This is a genomic window from Streptomyces sp. NPDC101165, from assembly GCF_044768135.1.
In the GTDB taxonomy this organism is placed as follows: domain Bacteria; phylum Actinomycetota; class Actinomycetes; order Streptomycetales; family Streptomycetaceae; genus Streptomyces.
Genome location: NZ_JBIWPG010000013.1, coordinates 58,685 through 81,279 on the forward strand (window position 1 = coordinate 58,685; position 22,595 = coordinate 81,279).

At 71.7% G+C, this 22,595-nt stretch carries 21 protein-coding genes; 20 read left to right on the forward strand and 1 reads right to left on the reverse strand.

Annotated features, from left to right (window positions below; genetic code table 11):
• Nucleotides 1–2: 2 nt before the first annotated feature.
• The 14 genes from ACIRVH_RS27390 to ACIRVH_RS27455 are packed head-to-tail and all read left to right on the forward strand — an operon-like array spanning nt 3 to nt 16,340.
• A complete protein-coding gene (locus ACIRVH_RS27390) occupies nt 3–1,967 on the forward strand; it encodes an alginate lyase family protein (RefSeq protein ID WP_403958124.1) in 1,965 nt (654 codons plus the stop codon).
• Nucleotides 1,968–1,980: 13 nt separating this feature from the next.
• Entirely contained in the window at nt 1,981–3,501 is a 1,521-nt protein-coding gene (locus ACIRVH_RS27395) for a right-handed parallel beta-helix repeat-containing protein (protein WP_403958127.1), read from the forward strand.
• 1 nt (nt 3,502) lies between these two features.
• Nucleotides 3,503–4,744: an O-antigen ligase domain-containing protein gene (locus ACIRVH_RS27400; RefSeq protein ID WP_403958130.1), complete on the forward strand. Its 1,242-nt coding sequence runs from the start codon at nt 3,503–3,505 to the stop codon at nt 4,742–4,744.
• Nucleotides 4,745–4,746: 2 nt separating this feature from the next.
• The gene (locus ACIRVH_RS27405) at nt 4,747–5,988 is read left to right on the forward strand and encodes a glycosyltransferase (RefSeq protein ID WP_403958133.1); all 1,242 of its coding nucleotides are present in this window, start codon (nt 4,747–4,749) and stop codon (nt 5,986–5,988) included.
• The gene (locus ACIRVH_RS27410; RefSeq protein ID WP_403958136.1) at nt 5,985–7,220 is read left to right on the forward strand and encodes a class I SAM-dependent methyltransferase; all 1,236 of its coding nucleotides are present in this window, start codon (nt 5,985–5,987) and stop codon (nt 7,218–7,220) included. The genes ACIRVH_RS27405 and ACIRVH_RS27410 overlap by 4 nt, the downstream gene beginning before the upstream one ends.
• Nucleotides 7,217–8,038 carry a glucose-1-phosphate cytidylyltransferase gene (locus ACIRVH_RS27415; RefSeq protein ID WP_403958139.1) on the forward strand — a complete coding sequence of 274 codons (822 nt, stop codon included), beginning with the start codon at nt 7,217–7,219 and terminating at the stop codon, nt 8,036–8,038. The genes ACIRVH_RS27410 and ACIRVH_RS27415 overlap by 4 nt, the downstream gene beginning before the upstream one ends.
• Nucleotides 8,035–8,682 carry a PIG-L deacetylase family protein gene (locus ACIRVH_RS27420; RefSeq protein ID WP_403958141.1) on the forward strand — a complete coding sequence of 216 codons (648 nt, stop codon included), beginning with the start codon at nt 8,035–8,037 and terminating at the stop codon, nt 8,680–8,682. The genes ACIRVH_RS27415 and ACIRVH_RS27420 overlap by 4 nt, the downstream gene beginning before the upstream one ends.
• A gap of 3 nt (nt 8,683–8,685) precedes the next feature.
• On the forward strand, nt 8,686–9,711 hold the full coding sequence (locus ACIRVH_RS27425; RefSeq protein WP_403958144.1) for an NAD-dependent epimerase/dehydratase family protein: 1,026 nt from the start codon (nt 8,686–8,688) through the stop codon (nt 9,709–9,711).
• Nucleotides 9,708–10,982, forward strand: coding sequence for a DUF4910 domain-containing protein (locus ACIRVH_RS27430; RefSeq protein ID WP_403958147.1), 1,275 nt, complete (start codon nt 9,708–9,710; stop codon nt 10,980–10,982). The genes ACIRVH_RS27425 and ACIRVH_RS27430 overlap by 4 nt, the downstream gene beginning before the upstream one ends.
• Before the next feature lie 5 nt (nt 10,983–10,987).
• On the forward strand, nt 10,988–12,277 hold the full coding sequence (locus ACIRVH_RS27435) for a hypothetical protein (protein WP_403958150.1): 1,290 nt from the start codon (nt 10,988–10,990) through the stop codon (nt 12,275–12,277).
• Nucleotides 12,274–13,221: a glycosyltransferase family 2 protein gene (locus ACIRVH_RS27440; protein WP_403958153.1), complete on the forward strand. Its 948-nt coding sequence runs from the start codon at nt 12,274–12,276 to the stop codon at nt 13,219–13,221. Before ACIRVH_RS27435 ends, ACIRVH_RS27440 begins: the two co-directional genes overlap by 4 nt.
• On the forward strand, nt 13,218–14,450 hold the full coding sequence (locus ACIRVH_RS27445; protein WP_403958155.1) for a polysaccharide pyruvyl transferase family protein: 1,233 nt from the start codon (nt 13,218–13,220) through the stop codon (nt 14,448–14,450). The genes ACIRVH_RS27440 and ACIRVH_RS27445 overlap by 4 nt, the downstream gene beginning before the upstream one ends.
• Nucleotides 14,447–14,998 carry a dTDP-4-dehydrorhamnose 3,5-epimerase gene (gene rfbC / locus ACIRVH_RS27450; protein ID WP_403958158.1) on the forward strand — a complete coding sequence of 184 codons (552 nt, stop codon included), beginning with the start codon at nt 14,447–14,449 and terminating at the stop codon, nt 14,996–14,998. Before ACIRVH_RS27445 ends, rfbC begins: the two co-directional genes overlap by 4 nt.
• A gap of 7 nt (nt 14,999–15,005) precedes the next feature.
• Nucleotides 15,006–16,340, forward strand: coding sequence for a glutamate-1-semialdehyde 2,1-aminomutase (locus ACIRVH_RS27455; protein WP_403958161.1), 1,335 nt, complete (start codon nt 15,006–15,008; stop codon nt 16,338–16,340).
• Nucleotides 16,341–16,357: 17 nt separating this feature from the next.
• Here ACIRVH_RS27455 and ACIRVH_RS27460 read toward each other — a convergent pair whose 3' ends face one another.
• On the reverse strand, nt 16,358–17,038 hold the full coding sequence (locus ACIRVH_RS27460; protein ID WP_403958163.1) for a phosphatase PAP2 family protein: 681 nt from the start codon (nt 17,036–17,038) through the stop codon (nt 16,358–16,360).
• A 302-nt stretch (nt 17,039–17,340) separates the two neighbouring features.
• Between ACIRVH_RS27460 and ACIRVH_RS27465 the strand changes: the two genes are divergently transcribed.
• The 6 genes from ACIRVH_RS27465 to ACIRVH_RS27490 all read left to right on the forward strand — a co-directional run bounded on the left by ACIRVH_RS27465 (nt 17,341) and on the right by ACIRVH_RS27490 (nt 22,490).
• The gene (locus ACIRVH_RS27465) at nt 17,341–17,772 is read left to right on the forward strand and encodes a GntR family transcriptional regulator (RefSeq protein ID WP_403958166.1); all 432 of its coding nucleotides are present in this window, start codon (nt 17,341–17,343) and stop codon (nt 17,770–17,772) included.
• Nucleotides 17,769–18,683 carry an ATP-binding cassette domain-containing protein gene (locus ACIRVH_RS27470; RefSeq protein ID WP_403958168.1) on the forward strand — a complete coding sequence of 305 codons (915 nt, stop codon included), beginning with the start codon at nt 17,769–17,771 and terminating at the stop codon, nt 18,681–18,683. The genes ACIRVH_RS27465 and ACIRVH_RS27470 overlap by 4 nt, the downstream gene beginning before the upstream one ends.
• Complete coding sequence (locus ACIRVH_RS27475) at nt 18,680–19,636, forward strand: transporter (protein ID WP_403958171.1); 957 nt, start codon at nt 18,680–18,682, stop codon at nt 19,634–19,636. The genes ACIRVH_RS27470 and ACIRVH_RS27475 overlap by 4 nt, the downstream gene beginning before the upstream one ends.
• Before the next feature lie 90 nt (nt 19,637–19,726).
• Entirely contained in the window at nt 19,727–20,530 is an 804-nt protein-coding gene (locus ACIRVH_RS27480; RefSeq protein WP_403958174.1) for a class I SAM-dependent methyltransferase, read from the forward strand.
• Between the two features lie 12 nt (nt 20,531–20,542).
• Nucleotides 20,543–21,682: an acyltransferase family protein gene (locus ACIRVH_RS27485; protein WP_403958178.1), complete on the forward strand. Its 1,140-nt coding sequence runs from the start codon at nt 20,543–20,545 to the stop codon at nt 21,680–21,682.
• A 31-nt stretch (nt 21,683–21,713) separates the two neighbouring features.
• Nucleotides 21,714–22,490 carry a polysaccharide deacetylase family protein gene (locus ACIRVH_RS27490; protein ID WP_403958181.1) on the forward strand — a complete coding sequence of 259 codons (777 nt, stop codon included), beginning with the start codon at nt 21,714–21,716 and terminating at the stop codon, nt 22,488–22,490.
• Nucleotides 22,491–22,595 lie beyond the last annotated feature (105 nt).

Consider the following 22,595-nt stretch of genomic DNA (forward strand, 5'->3'; position numbering starts at 1 on the left):
CCATGAGCCCGGGCTGGTACCTGCGGCGGCTGTCCCGGATGGGCCCGCGGGAGGTCGGCGGCCGGGTCGGCGACGCGGTGCGCAGGCGGCGGTGGCGGTCGGCGCGGCCGGACTGCCCGAGCGTGACCGGCGCCCGGTTCACCGCGGTACTGCCCGCAGGGACGATCGCCGCGGTGCCGCCGGACGCCGCGAAACGCCTCCTCGCCGAGGCGGACCGGCTGATGGCCGGGCACGTCGAGTACTTCGGGGCGGACCGCGACGACCTGGCCGACCCGGACTGGTGGTACGACCCGAAGACCGGGCGCCGGGCTCCGTGGGGCTACGCCTTCGACGTGCCGTACCGGAACGAGGACGCGGTCGGGGACATCAAGCAGATCTGGGAGCTGTCCCGGCATCAGTACCTCACCCAACTCGCCGCCGCCTACGCGCTCACCGGGGACGAGCGGTACGCCGAACGAGTCGCCGAGCACCTGCGGTCGTGGTGGGCGGGCAACGCGCCGCTGCGCGGAGTGCACTGGACCAGCGGCATCGAGCTGGGGATCCGGCTGCTGTCCTGGGTGTGGATCCGCCGGCTGCTCGACGGCTGGCCGGGCGTGGCCGCTCTGTTCGAGGACAACCCGGTGGCACGCCACCAGATCTGGCACCACCAGCGCTGGCTGGCCGCCTTCCCCAGCCGGGGGTCTTCGGCGAACAACCACGTCATCGCCGAGGCCGCCGGGCAGTTCGCCGCGGCCTGCGCGTTCGGCTGGTTCCCCTCCTCGGAGCGTTGGCGAGCCGACGCGCTGCGGTCGCTGGAGCGGCAGCTGCGACTCAACACCTTCGGCTCCGGCCTCAACCGCGAGCTGGCCACCGAGTATCACGGACTGGTGCTGGAGCTCGGCCTGGCCGCGGTGGCCGAGGCGGATGCCGCCGGTGTGCCGGTCCCCGCGTCGATCCGGCTGGTGCTGCTGCGGATGACCGACGCACTCGCGGCCGTCGTGGACGGCCGGCTACGGCCGCCGCGCCAGGGGGACGCGGACGACGGGCACGGTCTGGTGGTGGACGGCACGGGCACCGACCGCTGGGCCTCGCTGCTGGCCACCGGGGACGCCGTGTTCGGCCGGCTCGCCTGGTGGCCGGCGGTGACCGGCACCGATGTACGCACCCCGCTGCTGGCCGCGCTCATCCGGCCCTACGCGAAGGACGGAACCGCACCGGCCGTGACCCGCCCGGCAAGCCGACCGGCGCATTTCGCCGACGCGGGCATGACCATCCTGCGTGGTCCGGAGGAGATCTGGTGCCGCTGCGACGGTGGTCCGCACGGATTCCTGTCCATCGCCGCGCATGCCCACGCGGACGCGCTGTCCGTGGAGGTCCGGCACGACGGGGTCGACGTGCTCGCCGACCCGGGCACGTTCTGCTACCACGGGCAGCCCGAGTGGCGGCAGTACTTCCGCTCGACCCTCGGCCACAACACCCTGCAGCTGGACGGCGGTGACCAGTCCGTCTCCGGCGGCCCGTTCCTGTGGACCCGGCATGCCCGCAGCCGCGTCCTGGTCGCGGACACATCCGGCGCCTCCGACGGGGGGACGGCCCGCTGGTGCGCCGAGCACGACGGTTACCAGCGCTCCGTGCATCGCCGCCGGGTGGAGCTGACGGCCGCGAGCCAGGAGCTGAGGGTGGTTGACGAGGTGCGCGGCCCGCACCGGGCCGAGGTGCAGCTGGCGTTCCACCTCGGCCCGGCGATCGCCGCGGACCTGGCGGGCAACCGGGCGGTGCTCACCTGGACCCGGGACGGCGAGGACCGCTCCGCCGTGCTCGACCTGCCCGGGCAGCTGAGCTGGCGGGCGCATCGCGGCGAGAGCGACCCGCCGCTGGGCTGGTACTCCGCCGGCTTCGGACGCAAGGAACCCACCACCACGCTGGTCGGCACCGGCTTCGCCGATGGCACGGAGGGGTTCACCACCGTACTCAGGTTTCGCGGCTAGGGAGGAAGGACGCGTGGGGATCAAGTGGCGGCACTGGGCGTGGCCGGCGGCACCGCTGGCGCTGACCCTGCTGGCGGCGACCGGCTGTGAGAGCACGCCGGCCGTGCGGCCGAAGCCGGCTGCTGCGCCCGCCACGTCCGTGGCCCGGGTGTGCGCCGGGCCCGCGGCCGGGCCGGCGAAGGCGCCGGCGGGCGCGGTGACGGTCGACCCCGCGGTGGCCGGTGACCTGGCCGCGAAGACCAGGAACAGCCCCCCGCACACCACGTTCTGGCTTCGACCGGGCAAGCACAGGCTCGAGCCGGACCGCTACGCCCAGGTCATCCCCAAGGAAGGGGACAGCTACCTCGGCGCGCCGGGCGCGGTGCTCGACGGCCGGAAGACCAACCAGTACGCGTTCGGCGGCACCGCCCGCAACGTCACCATCCGCTACCTGACCGTGCAGGGTTTCGTCGCGCCGCAGAACGAGGGCGTGGTCAACCATGACTCGGCCGACGGATGGGTGATCGAGCACGCGACGATCCAGAACAACTCCGGCGCCGGGCTGATGGCGGGTGACCGCCAGCGGGTCCGCGCCAGCTGCCTGCGCGGCAACGGTCAGTACGGCATGAACGCGTACAAGGCCACCGGCCGTCTCAGCGGCCTGGTGGTCGAGGGCAACGAGATCGTGGGCAACAACAGGGACGACTGGGAGCGGCGGCGGCCGGGCTGCGGCTGCACCGGAGGCGTCAAGTTCTGGGCCGTCAACGGCGCCGACGTGCGCGGCAACTGGGTGCACGACAACCGCGGAGCCGGGTTGTGGGCGGACACCGACAACAACGACTTCCTCATCGAGGACAACGTGCTCGAGGCCAACGACGGTGCCGCGCTGATCTACGAGACCAGCTACAACGCGGTCATCCGGAAGAACACGATCCGGCGGAACAACTGGGTCGAGGGCCGCAGGTACGCCGACCGCGGCGACACCTTCCCGTTCGCGACGATCTACCTGTCCGAGTCCGGCGGCGAGCCACGGGTCCGGGCCCGCACGGACAAGATCGACATCTACCGGAACGTGCTGGAGAACAACTGGTCCGGCATCACCCTGTGGGAGAACGCCGACCGGTTCTGCAACAGCCCGGCCAACACCTCGTCCGGCGACTGCACATTGCTGGTGAAGAAGACCCACCGCTGCGCACAGCCGGCGATCGCCACCGCACCGCTCTACGCCGACTGCCGGTGGAAGACCCAGCGGGTGGACATCCACAACAACCGCTTCGTGCTGGACAAGTCCGTCGTCGACTGCACGGTGAAGTGCGACCGCATGGCGGTGCTGGCCAACTACGGCACCTATCCGGAGTGGTCGCCGTACCAGGGCGAGCGGGTGGCCGAGGCGATCACCCTCAAGCAGCACAACCGCTGGCACGACAACGTCTACGTCGGACCCTGGAAGTTCGTCGCCCACGACCCGAGCCGGATACTCGACTCCGGGCAGTGGCAGGGCACTCCGTACCAGCAGGACGCGGGCAGCACCTTCCGCGCCCAGGACGGTGGTTGAGATGAGCACCGACCACACGTCCCACACGCCGAAGATCGTCGGGACGGTCTGGGGGCTGCTGGTCCTCAACACGCTCGGCTCCGCCGGGGCGAAGACCATCGTCCCGCTGCCCCGCTCCCTCATCCAGATGGTCACCATGGGCGCGCTGGTCACGGCCTTCGCCCTGGCGCTCACGGTCAACCTCCGGCTGCGCCTGCGGGCCAGCGCCTATCTGTTCCTGCTCACCCTGCTGCTGGTCATGAGCGTGATCTCCAGCTCGCACCTGGAGTCGGGGTTCGGGGCTCTGTTCCGCTGCTTCCGGCTGGCCCTGTTCGTCGGCACGCTGTGGCTGCTGAGCCGCTGGTGGGACGGCGGCACGACGTTCGTCCGGCATCACATCCGGATGTACCTGGCGGTGCTCGGGACGGTGGCCGCCGGTCTGGTCGCCTCACCGGGCGCGGCCCTGCCCGACCTCTACGGCGGGCGGTTGGTCGGCGCGCTGTGGCCGCTGACCCCGCCGCAGATCGGACAGTACGCGGCGGTGATCATCGGGCTGACCGTGCTGCTCCTGCTGGACCGCCGGACCGACGGGACCAGCGCGGCGGTGGTCATCGTGCCGTCGCTCGTCCTGCTCGCCCTGACCCACACCCGCACGGCCACGCTCGGCCTGCTCCTCGGGCTGGCGCTGGCGATCGGCTCGCTCATGCTGACCAGCGGCGCCGCCCGCCGGTTCTTCACCTGGGCGGTGGCGATCGCCGCGGTGGCAGCGGTGGGGTTCGCCTCCGCGCTGCAGACGTGGTTCCTGCGCGGGCAGAGCCAGGAGAACTTCTCCAGCCTCACCGGCCGGGCCAAGGTCTGGCACGCTCTGCTGACCGCACCCCGGACGACCATCGAGTACCTGTTCGGCGTGGGCCTGGGCGACAAGTCGTTCGACGGGCTGCCGATCGACAACAGCTGGCTGGCCGTCTACAACGAGCAGGGTGTGATCGGCGTCGGTCTGGTGGCGGCGTTCATCGTCGTGCTGGGCGGCATCGCGCTGCTGCGGCCGCCGTCGCTGTCGCGCGCCTGCGCGATCTTCCTGATCAGCTACTGCGCGATCGCGTCGTACACCGAGGCCGGGCTGGGCGACGCCTCGCCGTATCTGCTGCATCTGGCCGTGGCCGCCTCGCTGCTGGCGACGCCCGCCCCGGCCGTTCCCTTCCCGGCACCCGACGTCCCCCGACGGCGCGTCCCGCGCTGGGCCCAGAGAACGGAGGTGGGCTGAGCATGCACGTCCTCGTGGTGCACAACCGCTACGCCTCGGCGCAGCCGAGCGGGGAGAACAAGGTCGTCGACCAGGAGGTGGCGCTGCTGCGCGGGGCCGGCCACCGGGTCGAGCTGTTCGAGCGGCGCAGCGACGACATCGGCGCCCTGTCCCTGCCGGCCAAGGCCGCGCTGCCGTTGCGGGTGCCGTGGAACCCGGCGGTCCGCAGGGAGCTCGCGGCGCAGCTCCGCGCCGAGCGGCCGGACGTGGTGCACGTCCACAACGTGTTCCCGCTGCTGTCGCCCGCGGTGCTGGCCGCCTGCGCCGACGCGGGCGTGCCCGCCGTCGCCACGCTGCACAACTACACCCAGGTCTGCCCGCCCGGCACGCTGCAGCGGGACGGCCGGCCGTGCACCGAGTGCGTCGGCTCCACGCCGTTGCCCGCGGTCCGGCACGGCTGCTACCGCGGCTCCCGGCTGGCGACCGTGCCGCTCGCGGTCAGCCTGTCGGCCAACCGGCGGCGGTGGTGGTCCGGTGTGGAGCGCTTCTTCTGCATCTCGGCGGCGCAGCGCGAGGTCCTGGTGGGGGCCGGCATGCCGGCCGAACTCCTGGCGGTGAAGCACAACTTCGTGCCCGAACCGGGTGTCGTCCGGGCGGGCGCCGGCGAGCATCTGCTCTATCTCGGCCGGCTCGCGGAGGCCAAGGGCGTACGGCTGCTCATGACCGCATGGGACGAGATCGCCTCCGGCGGCGGGATCGGCGTGCCGCTCGTGATCGCCGGCACGGGGCCCCTGGAGCCGGAGGTGGCCGCCTGGGCCGCGGACCGGGACGACGTGCGGTACGTCGGCCTGTACGACCAACAGGAGTGCCGGCGGGCCGTCGCGCGGTCGGTCGCCGTGGTGGCTCCCTCGACGTGGCTGGAGGCGTTCGGCCTGGTGGTCGTGGAGGCGATGGCGGCGGGGGTCCCGACCGTCGCCGCCGGTCACGGCGCCTTCGTCGAACTCGTCGAGGACGGGGTGACCGGGCTGCTGCACCGGCCGGGCGAGCCGGCCTCGCTCGCGTCCTGCATACGCAGGATCGCGGGCGGGCCGGCCCGGAACCAGGAGATGGGCCAGGCGGCCCGGCGCCGATATGAGCAGGGCTTCAGCCCGGCCGTCGGCCTTGAGCGCCTGGTGGACGAGTACCGCACCGCGATCGCGGGACGGTCAGCACTGACTCGCGGCGGGGACACCCGCGCGAGCAGGGGGGATGGGGGCAGTAGATGACACGATGCCGACTCTGCGGCTCGGCGACGCTGGCGAGCGTCGTCGATCTCGGGGCGACGCCACCGTGCGAGAGTTTCCTCGCCGCGGACCAACTGGACCGACCGGAACCGACGTACCCGCTGCACCTGCGGGTCTGCACCGACTGCTGGCTCGCGCAGATACCTCCGCTGATCACGCCGGAGGAGACGTTCAGCGAGTACGCGTACTTCTCCTCCTACTCGACCTCCTGGGTGGAGCACGCGCGCACGTTCGTCACGGACGCCGTGGAGCGGGTGGGTCTCGGCCCCGACGCCTTCGTGGTCGAGGTCGCGAGCAACGACGGGTACCTGCTGAGGCACGTGGTGGACCGCGGGATCCGCTGCCTCGGCATCGAGCCCTCGGTGAACGTCGGCGCCGCGGCGCGGGACGCGGGTGTGCCCACGCTCACGAAGTTCCTCGACCCGGCCACCGCTGCCGACGTCCGCGCCGAGCACGGCCCGGCGGACCTGGTCGTGGCCAACAACGTGTACGCGCACATCCCCGACGTGGTCGGGTTCACCCGGGGGCTGCGCGCCCTGGTCGCCGACGACGGCTGGGTCTCCATCGAGGTGCAGCACCTGCTGACCCTGATCGAGGAGAACCAGTACGACACGATCTACCACGAGCACTTCCAGTACTACACGGTCGCGTCCGCGATCCGGGCGCTGGCGAGCGGCGGACTCGCGCTCGTGGACGTCGAGTTGCTGCCCACGCACGGCGGCTCGATCCGGCTGTGGGCCCGGCCGGCCGAGGTGGCCGGCGAGCCGGCCAATGGGGTCGCCGAGGTACTGGACCGGGAGAAGGCCGCCGGGCTGCAGGAGCTGTCCGGGTACACCGAGTTCTCCGCTCGGGTGGCCAAGGTGCGCCGGGACCTGCTGCGGTTCCTCATCGAGGCGGCCGAGCGCGGTGAGACGGTCGTCGGCTACGGCGCCCCGGGCAAGGGCAACACCCTGCTCAACCACTGTGGCATCCGGCCCGACCTGCTCCCGTACACGGTCGACCGCAACCCCTACAAGCACGGCAGGTTCACCCCGGGCACCCGCATCCCGATCCTGTCGCCCGATCGGATAGCCGCCGACCGGCCGGACTACGTCCTCGTCCTCCCGTGGAACCTGCGGGCCGAGCTGATCGAGCAGCTGTCCTTCGTGCACGACTGGGGCGGCCGACTGGTCTTTCCCGTCCCGGAACTGAGCATCGTCGAGGTGGGGTCATGAAGGTCGTTCTGTTCTGCGGCGGTTACGGGATGCGGATGCGCAACGGTGCCTCCGACGACGTCCCCAAGCCCATGGCGATGGTCGGCCCGCGACCGCTGATCTGGCACGTCATGCGCTACTACGCGCACTTCGGGCACACGGAGTTCATCCTGTGTCTCGGATACGGCGCGCACCACATCAAGGACTTCTTCCTCAGCTACGAGGAGACGACGTCCAACGACTTCGTGCTGCGCGGCGGGCGGACCGAGCTGCTGTCCACCGACATCTCGGACTGGACGATCACGTTCGTGCAGACCGGCATCGAGTCACCGATCGGGGAGCGGCTGCGCCGGGTGCGGCACCACCTGGACGGCGACGAGATGTTCCTCGCCAACTACGCCGACGTGCTCACCGATGCCCCGCTGCCGGAGATGATCGACCGGTTCGCGGGGCGCGACGCCGGTGCGTCGATGATGGTGGTGCCGCCGCAGTCCTCGTTCCACTGCGTGGACCTGGGCGACAACGGCTTGGTGGGGGGCATCACCCCGGTGAGCGAACTGCCGCTGTGGGAGAACGGCGGCTACTTCGTGCTCCGCCAGGAGGTCTTCGACCACATCCCGGAGAACGGGGACCTGGTCGCCGACGGATGCGCTCAACTGGCCAAGCGCGGCCGGCTGGTGGCGCACCAGCACCGCGGCTTCTGGAAGCCGACCGACACCGTGAAGGAGCGGGCCGCGCTCGACGAGGCGTACGCCCGGGGCGACCGCCCGTGGGCCGTGTGGGAACGGGACGGCGCGGGGGCGGGCACGACCGGCAGCGGCTTCGGAGCGAGGGCGTGATCCGGCTCGGCGCCGAGCGCCTGGACCGGATCGTCGCGGTGGGCGCGCACTGCGACGACATCGCCATCGGTGCCGGCGGCACACTCCTGACGACGTGTCTCGCGCGGCCGGGTCTGCGCGTCGACGCACTGGTGCTCTCCGGTGGTGGCAGCGAGCGCGAGCAGGAGGAGCGGGCCGCGCTCGCCGCCTTCTGCCCGGGCGCCGACCTGCGCCTGACCGTGCACAAACTGCCCGACGGACGGCTGCCCGCGCACTGGGACGAGGCCAAGGGCGCGGTCGAGGAGTTGCGTGCGCAGACCGAGCCGGACCTCGTCCTGGCCCCGCGCACCGACGACGCGCACCAGGACCACCGCGGCCTGGCGAAGCTGATGACCACCGCGTTCCGCGACCACCTCGTACTCGGCTACGAGATCGTCAAATGGGACGGCGACCTCGGCCGTCCTTCGGTGTACCAGCCGCTGTCGCCGGAGATCGCCGAAGAGAAGGTGCGGCTGCTGCAGGAGCACTACCCCTCCCAGCGGCACCGGCCCTGGTACGACCGCGAGGCCTTCCTCGGGCTGGCCCGGATCCGCGGCATCGAATGCCATGCGCGCTACGCCGAGGCGTTCGCCGTCACCAAACTCACTCTCGACCTGGGGGAATGAACCTTGCGCGTACTGCTCACCGGACACCAGGGCTACCTGGGCACCGTGATGGCCCCCGTCCTCGCGGCCGCCGGTCACGAGGTCGTGGGCCTCGACGCCGGCCTGTTCGCCGACTGCGTGCTGGGCCCTGCGCCCGCGGACCCGCCGGGGCACCGGGTGGACCTGCGTGACGTCACGGCCGAACACGTGGCCGGGGTCGACGCCGTGATCCACCTGGCCGCGCTGTCCAACGACCCGCTGGGATCGCTGGCGCCGGAGCTCACCTACGACATCAACCACCATGCGTCCGTGCACCTCGCCCGGCTGGCCCGCGACGCCGGGGTGCGGCGCTTCCTGTACGCGTCGACGTGCTCGGTCTACGGCGCCGCCGGCGGCGACGACCTGGTGGCCGAGGACGCCCCGCTGCGGCCGGTGACGCCGTACGCGGAGTCCAAGGTGCGGGTGGAGGACGACCTGCACGCCCTGTCCGACGGCGACTTCAGCCCGGTGTTCATGCGCAACGCCACGGCCTTCGGCTACTCACCCCGGCTGCGCGCGGACATCGTGCTGAACAACCTGGTGGGCCACGCGCTCCTGTCCGGCGAGGTGCTGGTGCTCTCCGACGGCACCCCCTGGCGCCCGCTGGTGCACGCCGCCGACATCGCACGGGCCTTCACGGCCGCGCTGACCGCGCCGCGGGACGCGGTGCACGACCGGGCGTTCAACATCGGCAGCGAGATCAACAACGTCACGGTCGCCGAGATCGCGGAGCAGGTCGCCGAGGCGGTGTCCGGCTCCAAGGTGGTGATCACCGGGGAGACCGGAGCCGATCCGCGGTCGTACCGGGTGGACTTCTCCCGGTTCCGCGCCGCGGTGCCCGGCTTCGACTGCGAGTGGACGGTGAAGCGGGGCGCGCTCGAACTCGCCGACGCCTACCGGAAACACGGGCTGACCCGGGAGGACTTCGAGCAGCGCTTCACCCGTCTTGCCGTGCTGCGCTCGGCGTCCGACGCCGGCGCCGTCGACGACACCCTGCGGTGGCGCCGATGACCACGGTCGGCGAGGAGATGCACTCCCTGGTGGAGCGGTTGTACCCGCTGTGCCGGAGCATCACCGGCGACGGTGTGCGCGCCACCCTGGAGATCGTCGGCGAGTACGTCCCGCTGCAGGTGCACGAGGTGCCGACCGGGACCCAGGTGCTCGACTGGACGGTGCCGCAGGAGTGGAACATCCGGGACGCGTACATCGCCGACACCAGCGGCAACCGGGTCGTCGACTTCGCGGCCTCCAGCCTGCACGTGCTCGGCTACAGCGTGCCGGTGTCGGCGACCATGCCGCTGGCCGAGCTGCGCGGACATCTGCACACCCTGCCGGACCACCCGTCCTGGGTGCCGTACCGCACCAGCTACTACAAGCCGGAATGGGGATTCTGCCTGGCCCAGGAGACCCTGGACGCGCTGCCGGACGACGAGTACGAGGTGCACATCGACTCCACGCTCGCCGACGGCCACCTCACCTACGCCGAGCACGTGGTCCCCGGGCAGATCGCCGACGAGGTGATCGTCTCCTGCCACGTCTGCCACCCGTCGCTGGCCAACGACAACCTGGCCGGCATCGCGGTGGCGACGTACCTGGCGCGGGCGCTGGCGGAGCAGACGCCGTACTACACCTACCGGTTCATCTTCGCGCCCGGCACCATCGGGGCGATCACCTGGCTGGCCCGCAACGCGGAGCGGGTGGAACAGGTCAAGCACGGGCTGGTGCTGGCCTGTGCCGGCGACCCGGGCCGGCTGACGTACAAGCAGAGCAGGCGCGGCGACGCGGAGATCGACCGGGTGATGCGGCACGTGCTGGCCGCCTCCGAACGCCCGCACCAGGTCAACGAGTTCACTCCGTACGGCTACGACGAGCGGCAGTTCTGCTCGCCCGGGTTCGATCTCGGCGTGGGCTCGCTCAGCCGGACCCCGTACGCCGGCTACCCCGAGTACCACACCTCGGCGGACAACCTGGACTTCGTCTCCCCGGAGGCGATGGCGGACACGCTCGCCCTCTGCCGCGAGGCGTTCGGCGTGCTGGACCGCAACCGGCGCTACGTCAACCTCAGCCCCTACGGCGAACCACAGCTGGGCCGGCGCGGGTTGTACGACTCGCTCGGCGGCCGCAGCGACGCGAAGCAGGCCCAGATGGCCATGCTCTGGGTGCTCAGCCTCTCCGACGGCGAGCACGGTCTGCTGGACGTCGCCGAGCGGTCCGGGCTGCCGTTCGACACCGTCGCCGCCGCGGCCGGCGCCCTGCACGGCGCCGGGCTGATCAAGGCGTGACGCCGATGACCACCGAGAAGGAGCAGGCGACGGCATCGGCCGGATCCGCCAGGCGGGCCCTCGTCGGTCGGCTGTCCTGGGGACTGGCCGACCAGGCGGCCTCCAGCGTGAGCAACTTCGTGGTGGGCATCTACGTGGCCCGCTCGCTGGGGGTGACCGCGTTCGGCGTGTTCAGCCTCGCCTGGGTGACGTACGGCGTGGTGCTCAACGTCTCCCGCGGGCTGGCCACCGATCCGCTCGTGGTGCGCTTCAGCGGCGTGCCGGACGCGTCCTGGCGCGGGGCGGTGGCCCGGTCGACGGGTACCGCTCTCGGTGTCGGTGCGGCCATCGGCGCGGCGTGTCTGGTGGCCGGGCTCGGCCTCGGCGGCCGCGTGGGGCCCGCGTTCACCGCCCTTGCTGTCATGTTGCCGGGACTGCTGCTCCAGGACGCCTGGCGGTTCTCGTTCTTCGCCGCCGGCACCGGGCGCAAGGCGTTCGTCAACGACGTCGTGTGGGGTGTCGCGCTCGTCCCGGCCATGATGGTGGCGGCCCGTGTGGGCAGCGTGGCCGCGTTCGTGCTCGCCTGGGGCGCGTCCGCCACGGTGGCCGCCGGGTACGGCTACCTCCAGTCCGGCATCCTTCCCCGGGTGACCGAGGCGCGCGGGTGGCTTCGCGAGCAGCGGGATCTCGGCTACCGCTACCTGGTCGAGAACGTCAGCCTCAGCGGCGCAAGCCAGCTGCGGGCGTACGGGCTCGGCGCGATCGTCGGGATCGGCGCGGTGGGCGCGGTGCGCGGCGCCGAGCTCCTGATGGGCCCGTTCCTGGCCGTACTCATGGGCCTGTCGCTGGTCACCGTCCCGGAGGCGGCACGGGTGCTGCGGCAGGCCCCGCGGCGGCTCGGGAAGTTCTGCCTCCTCCTCGGCGGCGGACAGGCCGTCGCCGCGCTGCTCTGGGGCGGGGCGCTGCTGCTGATGCCGGACCGGCTCGGCGAGCTCGTGCTCGGCGCCGTCTGGCACTCCGCCTCGCAGCTCATCGTGCCGATCACCCTCGGCGTCGCGGGCGCGGGCCTCGGCACCGGCGCGGCGGCCGGGCTGCGCGCGCTCGGCGCGGCCCGGCGCAGCCTGCGCTGCCAGCTGTTCGCCTCCGCCTGCTATGTCAGCGGCGGGCTCGGCGGGGCGGCCGCCGGCGGCACGGTCGGCTCGGCCTGGGGCGTCGCCGCCGCAACCGTCAGCGGCTCGGCCGTGTGGTGGCTGCAACTGCGGTTCGCGCTGCGCGAGCGCCACCGCGATCCCATCCCTGAAGTGAGGACCTCATGACTGCCCAACCCAGGCTGAGCATCGGCCTTCCCGTGTACAACGGCGAGGAGTACCTGGCCGAGTCGCTCGACGCCCTGCTCGGCCAGACCTACGAGGACTTCGAGCTGGTCATCTCCGACAACGCCTCGACCGACGGGACCCAGGAGATCTGCCGCAAGTACGTCGCGCGGGACTCGCGCATCCGGTACCTCCGGCTGCCCCGGAACATCGGCGCCACGCCGAACCACAACCATGTGTTCGCCGAGTCCCGCGGCGAGCTGTTCAAGTGGGCCTCGCACGACGACCTGTACGGCCGGGACCTGCTGCGGCGCTGCGTGGAGGCGCTGGACGAGCGGCCGGACGTGATCCTCGCGCACGCCGACCAGGCGGTCATCGACGGCGACGGCCAGGTGAAGGTCCCGTACGAGTACACGCTCGCCACCGGCTCGCCGCACGCGCCGGAGCGCTTCCGCAGTCTGCTGTTCGAGCCCGGTGGCGACGACTTCTACGGGGTGATGCGGGCCGACATGCTGCGCCGGGTGAAACCGATGGACAGCTACCACCACGCGGACCGCACGTTCGTCGCCGAGATCACCCTGCACGGGCGATTCCACCAGGTGCCGGAACTCCTGTACTTCCGCCGCGACCACCCCACCCGCGCCGAGCGGGCGAATCCGTCCAAGCGCGCCCGGTGCGTCAACCTGGACCCGCGCCGGGCAGGCCCGCTGCACCCGACGCCCCGGCTGCTCGCCGAGTACGTCTGGGGCTTCGCCTCGGCGATCCGGCGGGCGCCGTTGTCCCCGGTCGACCGGCGCGCGTGCTACCGCCACCTGGCCGCCTGGATGACCAGCCGGGTCCGGCCGGGCGCCGGCGAGCGGGTCGAGGACCGCGCCCCGGTCGACCCGGCCCTGCTCACGGTCTCCGTCGACGCCCTCGTCGCCGGACGTGAGGGGAGGCGAGCATGACGGCAACGGACGAAACTCCGGTGCGCGTCGGGGTGTTCGGCCTGCTCGGCTCCGGCAACCTCGGCAACGACGGGTCGTTGGAGGCCATCCTCGGGTACCTCCGCGCCGAGCACTCGGAGGCCGTCGTGGACGCCCTGTGCGGCGGACCCGGGGCGGTGACGGCCAAGTTCGGGATCCCCGCCACGCGGCTGCACTGGAACCGCGCGGAGTACCGGACCGCGTCACGTGCGGGCGCGATCGCGGCGAAGGGTCTGGGCAAACTCGTCGACGTCTTCCGCACCGCCGCCTGGGTGCGCCGGCACGACGTGGTGATCGTGCCGGGCATGGGCGTCCTGGAGGCCACGCTGCCGCTGCGGCCGTGGGGCTTCCCGTACTCACTGTTCCTGCTCTGTGCGAGTGGCCGGCTGCTGCGCACCCGGGTCGCGCTGGTCAGCGTCGGCGCCGCCGAGATCCGCAACCGGCCCACCCGGGCCCTGGTGCGCTGGTCCGGGCGGCTGGCCGCGTACCGCTCGTACCGGGACGCCCAGTCCCGCGACGCGATGCGGGCGATGGGCGTGGACACCGCTCGCGACGAGGTCTACCCGGACCTCGCGTTCGCCCTGCCGGCACCGGAGACGAGCGCGCCTTCGGGCTCGCCGGGCACGGTCTGCCTCGGTGTCATGGACTTCCACGGCGGCAACGACGACCGCGCCCGGGCCGAGGAGATATACCGGCGCTACCTCGACGGGACGATCCGGTTCGTCCGCACGCTGGTCGAGGAGGGCAGGCCGGTCCGGCTGCTCACCGGCGACGACTGCGATGCGTCGGTGGTCGCCGCGATCCTCGACGCGGTGGACTCGCCGCTGGTCACCGCTGCCGAGCCGGCGTCACTGGCCGACCTGATGAACGAGATGACGGCCGCCGACACCGTGGTGGCCGTCCGCTACCACAACCTGATCTGCGCGCTGAAGACCGGAACGCCCGTGCTCGCCCTCTGCTATGCGGCGAAGAGCGAAGCGCTCATGGACCGGATGGGCCTCGGCGCGTACTGCCATCCGGCACGCGAGGTCGACGCCGACCGGCTGCTCGAACAGTTCCGGGAGCTGGAGAAGCACGCGGCGGAGCTACGGCAGACCCTCGCCGAGCGAAACCGGGCCGCCGCGCAGCAACTCGTCCATCAGTTCACCGCCTTGACCACGTCCCTGTTCCCGTCGAACGTCCACCCCCACGCCCCGCGGAAGGCTCCATGAAGGCGATCGAAGTCCCTCAGATCACCGGCGCGTACCTCTTCGAGCCGACGCCGTACGCCGACGAACGCGGCTTCTTCTGCCGCACGTTCGACGCCGACGTGGTCCGCTCGGTGGGCCTCGACCCGGACGCCTTCGTCCAGGACAGCCTGTCCCGCTCGGTCCGGGGTGTGCTGCGCGGCCTGCACCTGCGCTCCGGCGCCGGTGAGGCCAAGCTGGTGCGGTGCTCGTACGGGAGGATCTTCGACGTCGTCGTGGACCTGCGGCCGGACTCGCCGACCTACCGCAACGTGGCTTCCTTCGAGCTGTCCGGCGACACGCAGGCGACCCTGTACATCCCGGCGGGGTGCGCGCACGGCTTCCAGGCGCTGACCGAGACCGCCGACACCTCGTACCGGATCGACCGCCCGCACGATCCGGCCGAGGACGTGACCATCGCCTTCGCCGACCCGGAGCTCGCCGTTCCCTGGCCGCTGCCGGTCACATCGATGTCCCAGCGGGACCGGGAGGCGCCGAGCCTCGCCGAGGTCCTGAAGCACAGAGAAAGTTGAGGTGGGCGTGGACACCGAAGACACCCAAGAGCTCCTCCTGCCCCGGTCGCGGACGGCGAACGAGCGGCTGCACGCCCTGATCCCCGGGGGCGCGCACACCTACGCCAAGGGCGACGACCAGTACCCCGAGAACCTGGCCCCGGTCATCAGCCACGGCCACGGTGCCCATGTGTGGGACGTCGACGGCAACCGCTACATCGAGTACGGCTCCGGCCTGCGGTCGGTCAGCCTCGGCCACGCCCACCCACGCGTGATCGAGGCGGTGCGGCGGGAACTCGACCGCGGCAGCAACTTCGTCCGGCCGTCCATCGTGGAGGTCGAGGCCGCGGAACGCTTCCTGGCCACGGTGCCGACCGCCGACATGGTGAAGTTCGCGAAGAACGGCTCCGACGCCACCACCGCCGCGGTGCGCCTCGCCCGCGCCGCCACCGGGCGCCCACGGGTGGCCATCTGCGCCGACCATCCGTTCTTCTCCGTCGACGACTGGTTCATCGGCACCACGCCGATGTCCGCCGGCATCCCGGCGGCGACCACCGGACTCACCGTGTCCTTCCCCTACGGGGACCTGGCGGCCACGGAGGAACTGCTCACCCGGTACCAGGACGAGGTCGCCTGCCTGATCCTCGAACCCGCCACCCACACCGAGCCCCCGCCGGGCTACCTCGCCGGCCTGCGCGAGCTGGCCGACCGGCACGGCTGCGTACTGGTCTTCGACGAGATGATCACCGGCTTCCGCTGGTCCGAGGCGGGCGCCCAGGGCCTGTACGGCGTCGTCCCCGACCTCTCCACGTTCGGCAAGGCGCTGGGCAACGGATTCGCCGTCTCCGCGCTGGCCGGGCGCCGCGAACTGATGGAGCTGGGCGGGCTGCGCGGAGACGGCGACCGGGTGTTCCTGCTGTCGACCACGCACGGTGCGGAGACGCACTCCCTGGCGGCCGCGATGGCCGTGCTCACCACGTACGTCGAAGAGGGCGTCACCGCACGGCTGCACGCTCTCGGCGAGCGGTTGGCCGACGGTGTCCGCGCCGCCGCGGCCGGCATGGGCGTCGGCGACCACATCGTCGTCCGGGGCCGGGCCAGCAACCTGGTCTTCGCCACCCTCGACGAGAACCTGCAGCCGTCGCAGGAGTACCGCACCCTGTTCCTGCGCCGACTCCTCGCGGGCGGGGTGCTGGCCCCGTCGCTCGTGGTGAGCAGCGCGCTCGACGACGCCGACATCGATCACACCGTTGACGTGGTGGCCCAGGCCTGTGCGGTGTACCGGAAGGCACTGGACGCCGGCGACCCCACCCCCTGGCTGGGCGGACGCCCGGTGAAGCCCGTGTTCCGCCGCTTGGCGTGAATTGATGTGACGTGACGTCAGCGATGCTCCTGCCGACCGGCGTCGGCCTTCCTGTCGATCAGCCGGTCAGCCATCCGATCGACCAGCCACGCGGTCACCGGCATCACCGCCAGCGCGGTGCACCAGCCGCCGAGGACGTCGGTCGGGTAGTGCGCGCCCAGGGCGACCTGCGCCCAGCCCATGGCGGCGCCGGCAACCAGCGCCGCGGCGAGCACGAGCGACGTGCCGGCCGTCCTGCCGAGGCCGAGCCGGCCGGTCGCGAGCAGCGCCACCGCGAGGGCGAGCGTGGTGAGGAAGGCGGTGTGCCCACTCGGGTAGGACAGGTGCCCGTCGTGGATGGTGCGTCCCACCACGGATTTGAGCAGCGTCGCCGTCCCCACGGCGATGCCGACGCCGGCGACGACGAGCACCGCGGCACGAGGACGCCGTAGCAACAGACAGCCCGCCACGACGGCCACGACCAGCGGCACCGATCCCCCGGGCTCCCCCAAGAAGTCCATGGCGAGGGCGACATGCCGCCAGGGCGGACCCACTCCGTCCAGGGCCGCCCCGATCCGCGCGTCCACCGTGCCGGGCTTGCTGTCGCCGGCGTACAGGACCCCGAGCGCGACGACCACCAGCGTGGCGAGGGCCGCAATCGGCCCGAGCCACACGCGCAGCGGTGGGGGCAGCACCGCGGGCGTCGACCGGCCGGTCACCCGCCCACCGCGTCCGGGCTTCTGCGCGCGCCAACTCCCCACCGATGAGCCCCCCGTCGTGTCCGACCTGGCGAACTCGCCGGCCTGTCCATCACCCCGGTCATGGACAACGGAATCAGTCTCTGCCCGCCACCCTAACCAACGACGCGGCCGGGGCAGGCCGCTGTCGGAAAGTCCGCGGATCGCTCTTCCGCGCCGGAGCCGCGGAGCGTCGATCCCCCGGTGTTTGACATCGCCGTCGGACATCCACCATGCTTCCATTAATTCATTAATACAAGCATGGTGGAACCGAGGAAGGCGACGTGATCGACTACCGGATCGACCGTGGCAGCGGCGTACCGGCCTACGTGCAGATCATCGAGCAGACCGAACGGGCGCTCCGGATGGGCACCCTGCAGGTCGGGGACAAGCTGCCCACGGCCAGGGAGGTGGTGGCGGCGACCGCCATCAACCCCAACACCGTGCTGCGGGCCTACCGCGACATGGAGCAGGCCGGGCTGGTCGAACTGCGCCGTGGCCTCGGGACCTTCGTGACGCGGTCGCTCGCCCGGCCCGGATCGGAGGACGACTCCCCCCTGCGCCGACAGGTCACCGACTGGGTGGCCCGCGCACGGGCCGCAGGGCTGGAGCGGGCCGATGTCCTCGCCCTGGTCACAGCCGCCCTGGACGCCTACGACAACGAGCACGACAGCGGAACCCCGGGCGACCGGGACCGAAAGAAGGAGGACGCATGACCGGGCCTGACGCCTCGGCCGCGCTGTGCGCCACGGGACTGGGATTCCGGTATCGCAGGCGCGGCGGCCGGGCCCTGCGGGACTGCGAGTTCACCGTGCCCGGCGGCCGTATCACCGCTCTCGTCGGACGCAACGGCGCCGGCAAGAGCACCCTGCTGCACCTTGCCGGCGGCCTGCTGCGGCCCGGCTCCGGGGAACTTCGCGTGCTGGGCACCGCCCCCGGCACGCCCGAGGCCCGCGCCCGGGTCGCGCTGCTCACCCAGGACAAGCCGCTCTACCCCCGTTTCACCGTGGCGGACACCCTGCTGATGGGCGAGAAGCTGAACTCCTCGTGGGACCGCACGACCGCCGAGCGGATCGTCCGCGAGGGCGACATCCCGCTCCACGCCCGCGTCGGCGAACTGTCCCCCGGACGGCGCACGCGCGTCGCGCTCGCCCTGGCACTGGGCAAGCGGCCCGAACTCCTGCTGCTCGACGAGCCGTTGGCCGACCTCGACCCGGTGGCACGAGGCGAGATCATGGCGGAGCTGATGGCCGAGGCCGCCGAACGCGCCATGAACATCGTGCTGTCCTCGCACGCCCTGCCCGAACTCGAGGAGACCTGCGACTGGGTGCTGGTACTGCGGGACGGCCGCGTCGAGCTGAGCGAGGACGCCGGCACGTTGCGCGAAAGCCATGCCGTACTGACCGGACCCGCCGGCCAGGCCGACACCCTGGCCGGACAGCACACCGTCGTGCGGAGCCGTACCGCCGGCAGACAGCTGACCGCCCTGATACGGCGGCACGGACCGCTGCGCGGCGACTGGCACGTCGAACGGCCCGGACTGGAGGACGTCCTGATCGGCTACCTCCAGGCCGGTGAGCCGGGGCACCCCACCACCGCGCTCGTCGAGCAGACGGAGGCGGCGTGAAGGGCTCCCTCTGGCTCGCATGGCGGCAGCACCGCATGTCGGCCGGTATCGGCGCGGCCGCCCTGGTCGTCGCCGCGACGATCGCCGCGTACTACCGCTCGGGCATGCTGGACGCCCTGCACAGCGGGCTGTTCGACCACTGCGCCACCGGGCCGCTGTACTGCACACGGTCCGACACCGGCCTGCCCCTGCTGCTGGACGTCGAGCCGCTGAAGTACCTCGGGGCGCTGAACATCGCCCTGCCCGTCCTCATCGGCGTCTTCTGGGGCGCCCCGCTGCTGGGCCGCGACCGGGAACTGGGCACGCACCGCATGATCCTCGCCCAGGGCGTGAGCCGGGGCCAGTGGTTCGCCTTCCGGTTCGCCCTGGCCGCGGCGATCACGACCGTCCTCTCCGGCCTGCTCGCCGGAGTGTTCGCCTGGTGGTGGCGACCGGCCGCCGACCGGAGCTACGGGCTGTTCTGGTACGACGACACGGCCCTGAGCGGCTCGGGCCCCCGCGTCGTGGCGGCCGCCCTGTTCGGCCTGGCGGCCGGCACGCTGCTGGGCCTGCTGGCCCGCCGGGTACTGGCGGCGATGGGCCTGACCCTGCTGGTGACCGGGGCGGCGACGCTCCTGTTGGAGTGGACCCACCGGGCGCGGCTGCTGGTCCCGCCGCACACCTACGTCAGCGCCGGCAGCATCCCCAAACCGGTGATGGGCGAGAAGTGGTCGACCGGCAACTACGGCCTGATCACCGCCTCGGGCCGCCACGACGACGTGCTGAACTGCCCCTTCCCGTCCGGCGCCCAGCTCAGGGAGTGCATGGCGGCGCACGGGTACGTGGCCCGCTTCTACGAGGCCAACCCGGCCGGTGACTACTGGACCTTCCAGTGGACCGACACCGCCGTACTCGGCGGCCTCGCCGCGCTGCTCACGGTCTGCGCCGTGCTGCTGCTGCGCCGCCGGGTCTGACCGCGGCGACCGCATCCAGCCACTTCACCCCCTCCCCTTCCCCCTCTCATCCCCCACCGGTATCGCCTTTCGTACGGAGGTCGCTTCGCCATGCCCGCCGACGCCACGTCACCGAAGAAACTGCGCAACAACCGCGCCGCCCTCACCCACAAGACCGGCTACGCCCTGCGCCACCCCGGCCGCGTCGTCCCGTACCTCCGCCGGGCCGGCCGGGACGCGTGGCTGCGCCTCAAGCACCCTGACCACGTCGGCTACTACCGCGCCGTGATGGCCTCGGACACCCGCCGCAACCCGGAGGCCGCGGTCGGCAGCCGGACCCACGACCGCTGGCTGGCGCTCGGGCAGATGCAGTTCGACTACCTCGTCGAACACGGGCTGCGGCCCGACCACCGCATGCTGGACATCGGCTGCGGCAACCTGCGCGGCGGCTGGCGCTTCATCGACCACCTCGGCACCGGCAACTACTACGGCATCGACATCTCGCCCGACATCCTGATGGCCGCGAAGAAGACCCTGGTCGAGCGCCGAGTCCAGGACAAGCTGCCGCATCTGACCATGACCGGCGACCTCACCCTGGACTTCCTGCCCGACGACCACTTCGACGTGGTCCACGCACACAGCGTCTTCTCCCACTCGCCGCTCGAGGTCATCGACGAGTGCCTGGCACACGTCGACCGGGTGCTGACCGACACCGGGTTCTTCGACTTCACCTTCGACCGCACCGAGGGAGCCGAACACCAGGTGCTGCACGAGGACTTCTACTACCGCACCGAGACCCTCCTGACCCTGGCACGGCGGCACGGTCTGCACGCCCGGTTCATGGAGGACTGGGAGAAGCGCCCGCACGGCCAGTCGAAGATACGGGTCAGCCGCTCCGCGCTGCCCACCGCCTGAGACGGTCCCGACATGCCGTCTCCCGAACCAGGGAACAGCCCCGCACGCCTGGCCGCGATAGACGGGCTCCGCCTGGTGGCAGCGGTCATGGTGGCCGCGTACCACTTCCTCGGGACACCCACCCCACACTTCTGGGGACGCACCGAACTCCGCGATCTTGCGCCGTTCCTGCACGAGATCAGCCGCTACGGCTGGCTAGGCGTCGAGTTCTTCTTCGCCATCAGCGGCTTCGTCATCTGCATGAGCTGCTGGGGCAGGACTCCCGCACAATTCGCCGTCTCCCGTATCGCACGGCTCTTCCCGGCCTACTGGTGCGCCGTCCTCCTCGTCGTCGCGCTCGTCCTTGTCTCACGGCTGGGCCACTGGCCCGCCGCCACCCCTGTCGACCCCCGTACCGTCCTCGGAAACCTGACGATGGCTCCGGGACCACTGGGACTCGAACTGATCGACGGAGTCGCCTGGACGCTCTGGGTGGAGGCCCGTTTCTACCTGCTGATGGCCGTACTGCTCATCTTCGGGCTGTCGTACCGGCGGGTGGTGACCTTCTGCGGAGCCTGGCTCCTGGCCGGTGTCATCGCCTTCGAACTGCACTCGCCCCTGCTCGACGAACTCGTACTGCCCCGGTACGCCGGCCTCTTCGTGGCCGGAATCGTCCTCTACCTCACGCACAGGTTCGGACAGAGCCTCCTGCTGTGGCTGCTGCTGGGGTTCGCGTGGTCCTACGAACTCACCGTGCTCGAACTCCGGGTGGCCGACCACGCCACCGTGCCCCCCGGCGAGAGCCGGCCCTCCTGGGCCGTGTGCGCGGCCGTGCTCACGGTCTGTCTCGGGCTGCTGGCGCTGGCCGGTGGCAAAGGACCGCCGGCGAGGCTGCGCCGGCGCTGGCTGATCACCGCAGGGGGACTCACCTACCCCTTCTACCTCGTCCACCAGAGCATCGGAATTCCCTTGGCCAAGGGCTTGATCCGGGCTTCTCCAGGGCTGGGGCCGCTGCCTTCGATGGCGGTGTCCGTCGTCTGCGTGCTGGGGCTGTCCCTGCTCATCCGGACAACGGTGGAGCGCCGTCTCGGACACCTGCTGAGGCATCGCCTGACGCTCGACATGCGGGCACGGGACCTGGCCGCGACGCCGACTCCCGCCCGCACGCGATAACCCCGGAACTCCCTCCGAAGAAAGGTCTCGCATGCCCTTCAACACGCGCACAAGACGCTCACGCATACTCATCGCCGCCGTCACGACGGTGGCCGCCGCCCTGGCCGTCGCGCTGACCCTGGCCCTGACGGTCACGACCTACGATCACACCTCACCGCGCGCCGCCCGCGCCAAGGCGTCGGGATCGGTGGCCGGAACCGACTGCCGCAAGGTGAAGTGCGTGGCCCTCAGCTTCGACGGCGGCCCCAGCACGACGACCCCCGGACTGCTGGACATCCTCAAACGGGACAGCCTGCACGCCACCTTCTTCGTGCAGGGCGAGGGCCACATCGCGAAGTACCCCGCCATCCTGCGCCGCATCGCTGCCGGGGGGCACGAAATCGGCAACCACACCTGGACTCACCCCAGGTTGACAGACCTCGCCGAGGCCGACGCCCGTCAGGAACTGACCCGGACACAGGACGCCATCGAGAGGATCACCGGTAAGAGGCCCGTCCTGATGCGTCCCCCGGAGGGCCGCACCAACCGTAAAGTGGCCAAGATCTGCCGGAAGTTGGGGCTGGCCCAGGTGCTGTGGAGCGTCACGGCCAAGGACTACGAGACGACCGACTCGGCCCTGATCACCCAGAGGGTGCTCGACCAGACGCACCGCGACGGCATCATCCTGCTGCACGACCTGCACAAGGGGACCGTGCCCGCCGTCCCGGGAATCATCAAGGCGCTCGAACAGCGCGGCTACACCATCGTCACGGTGTCGCAGCTGCTCGCCCCCGCCAAGCCGCAGCCGGGCATGGTCTACCGGCCCTGAGGAAGCGCCGGGAACGCGTGCCCGAGGGCCGTTCGAAGACCTGCGCCGCCGCGTCCAACTGCGTCCGGGCGTCCGTGATCGAGCGCATGCGCCTCAGGTGCTCAC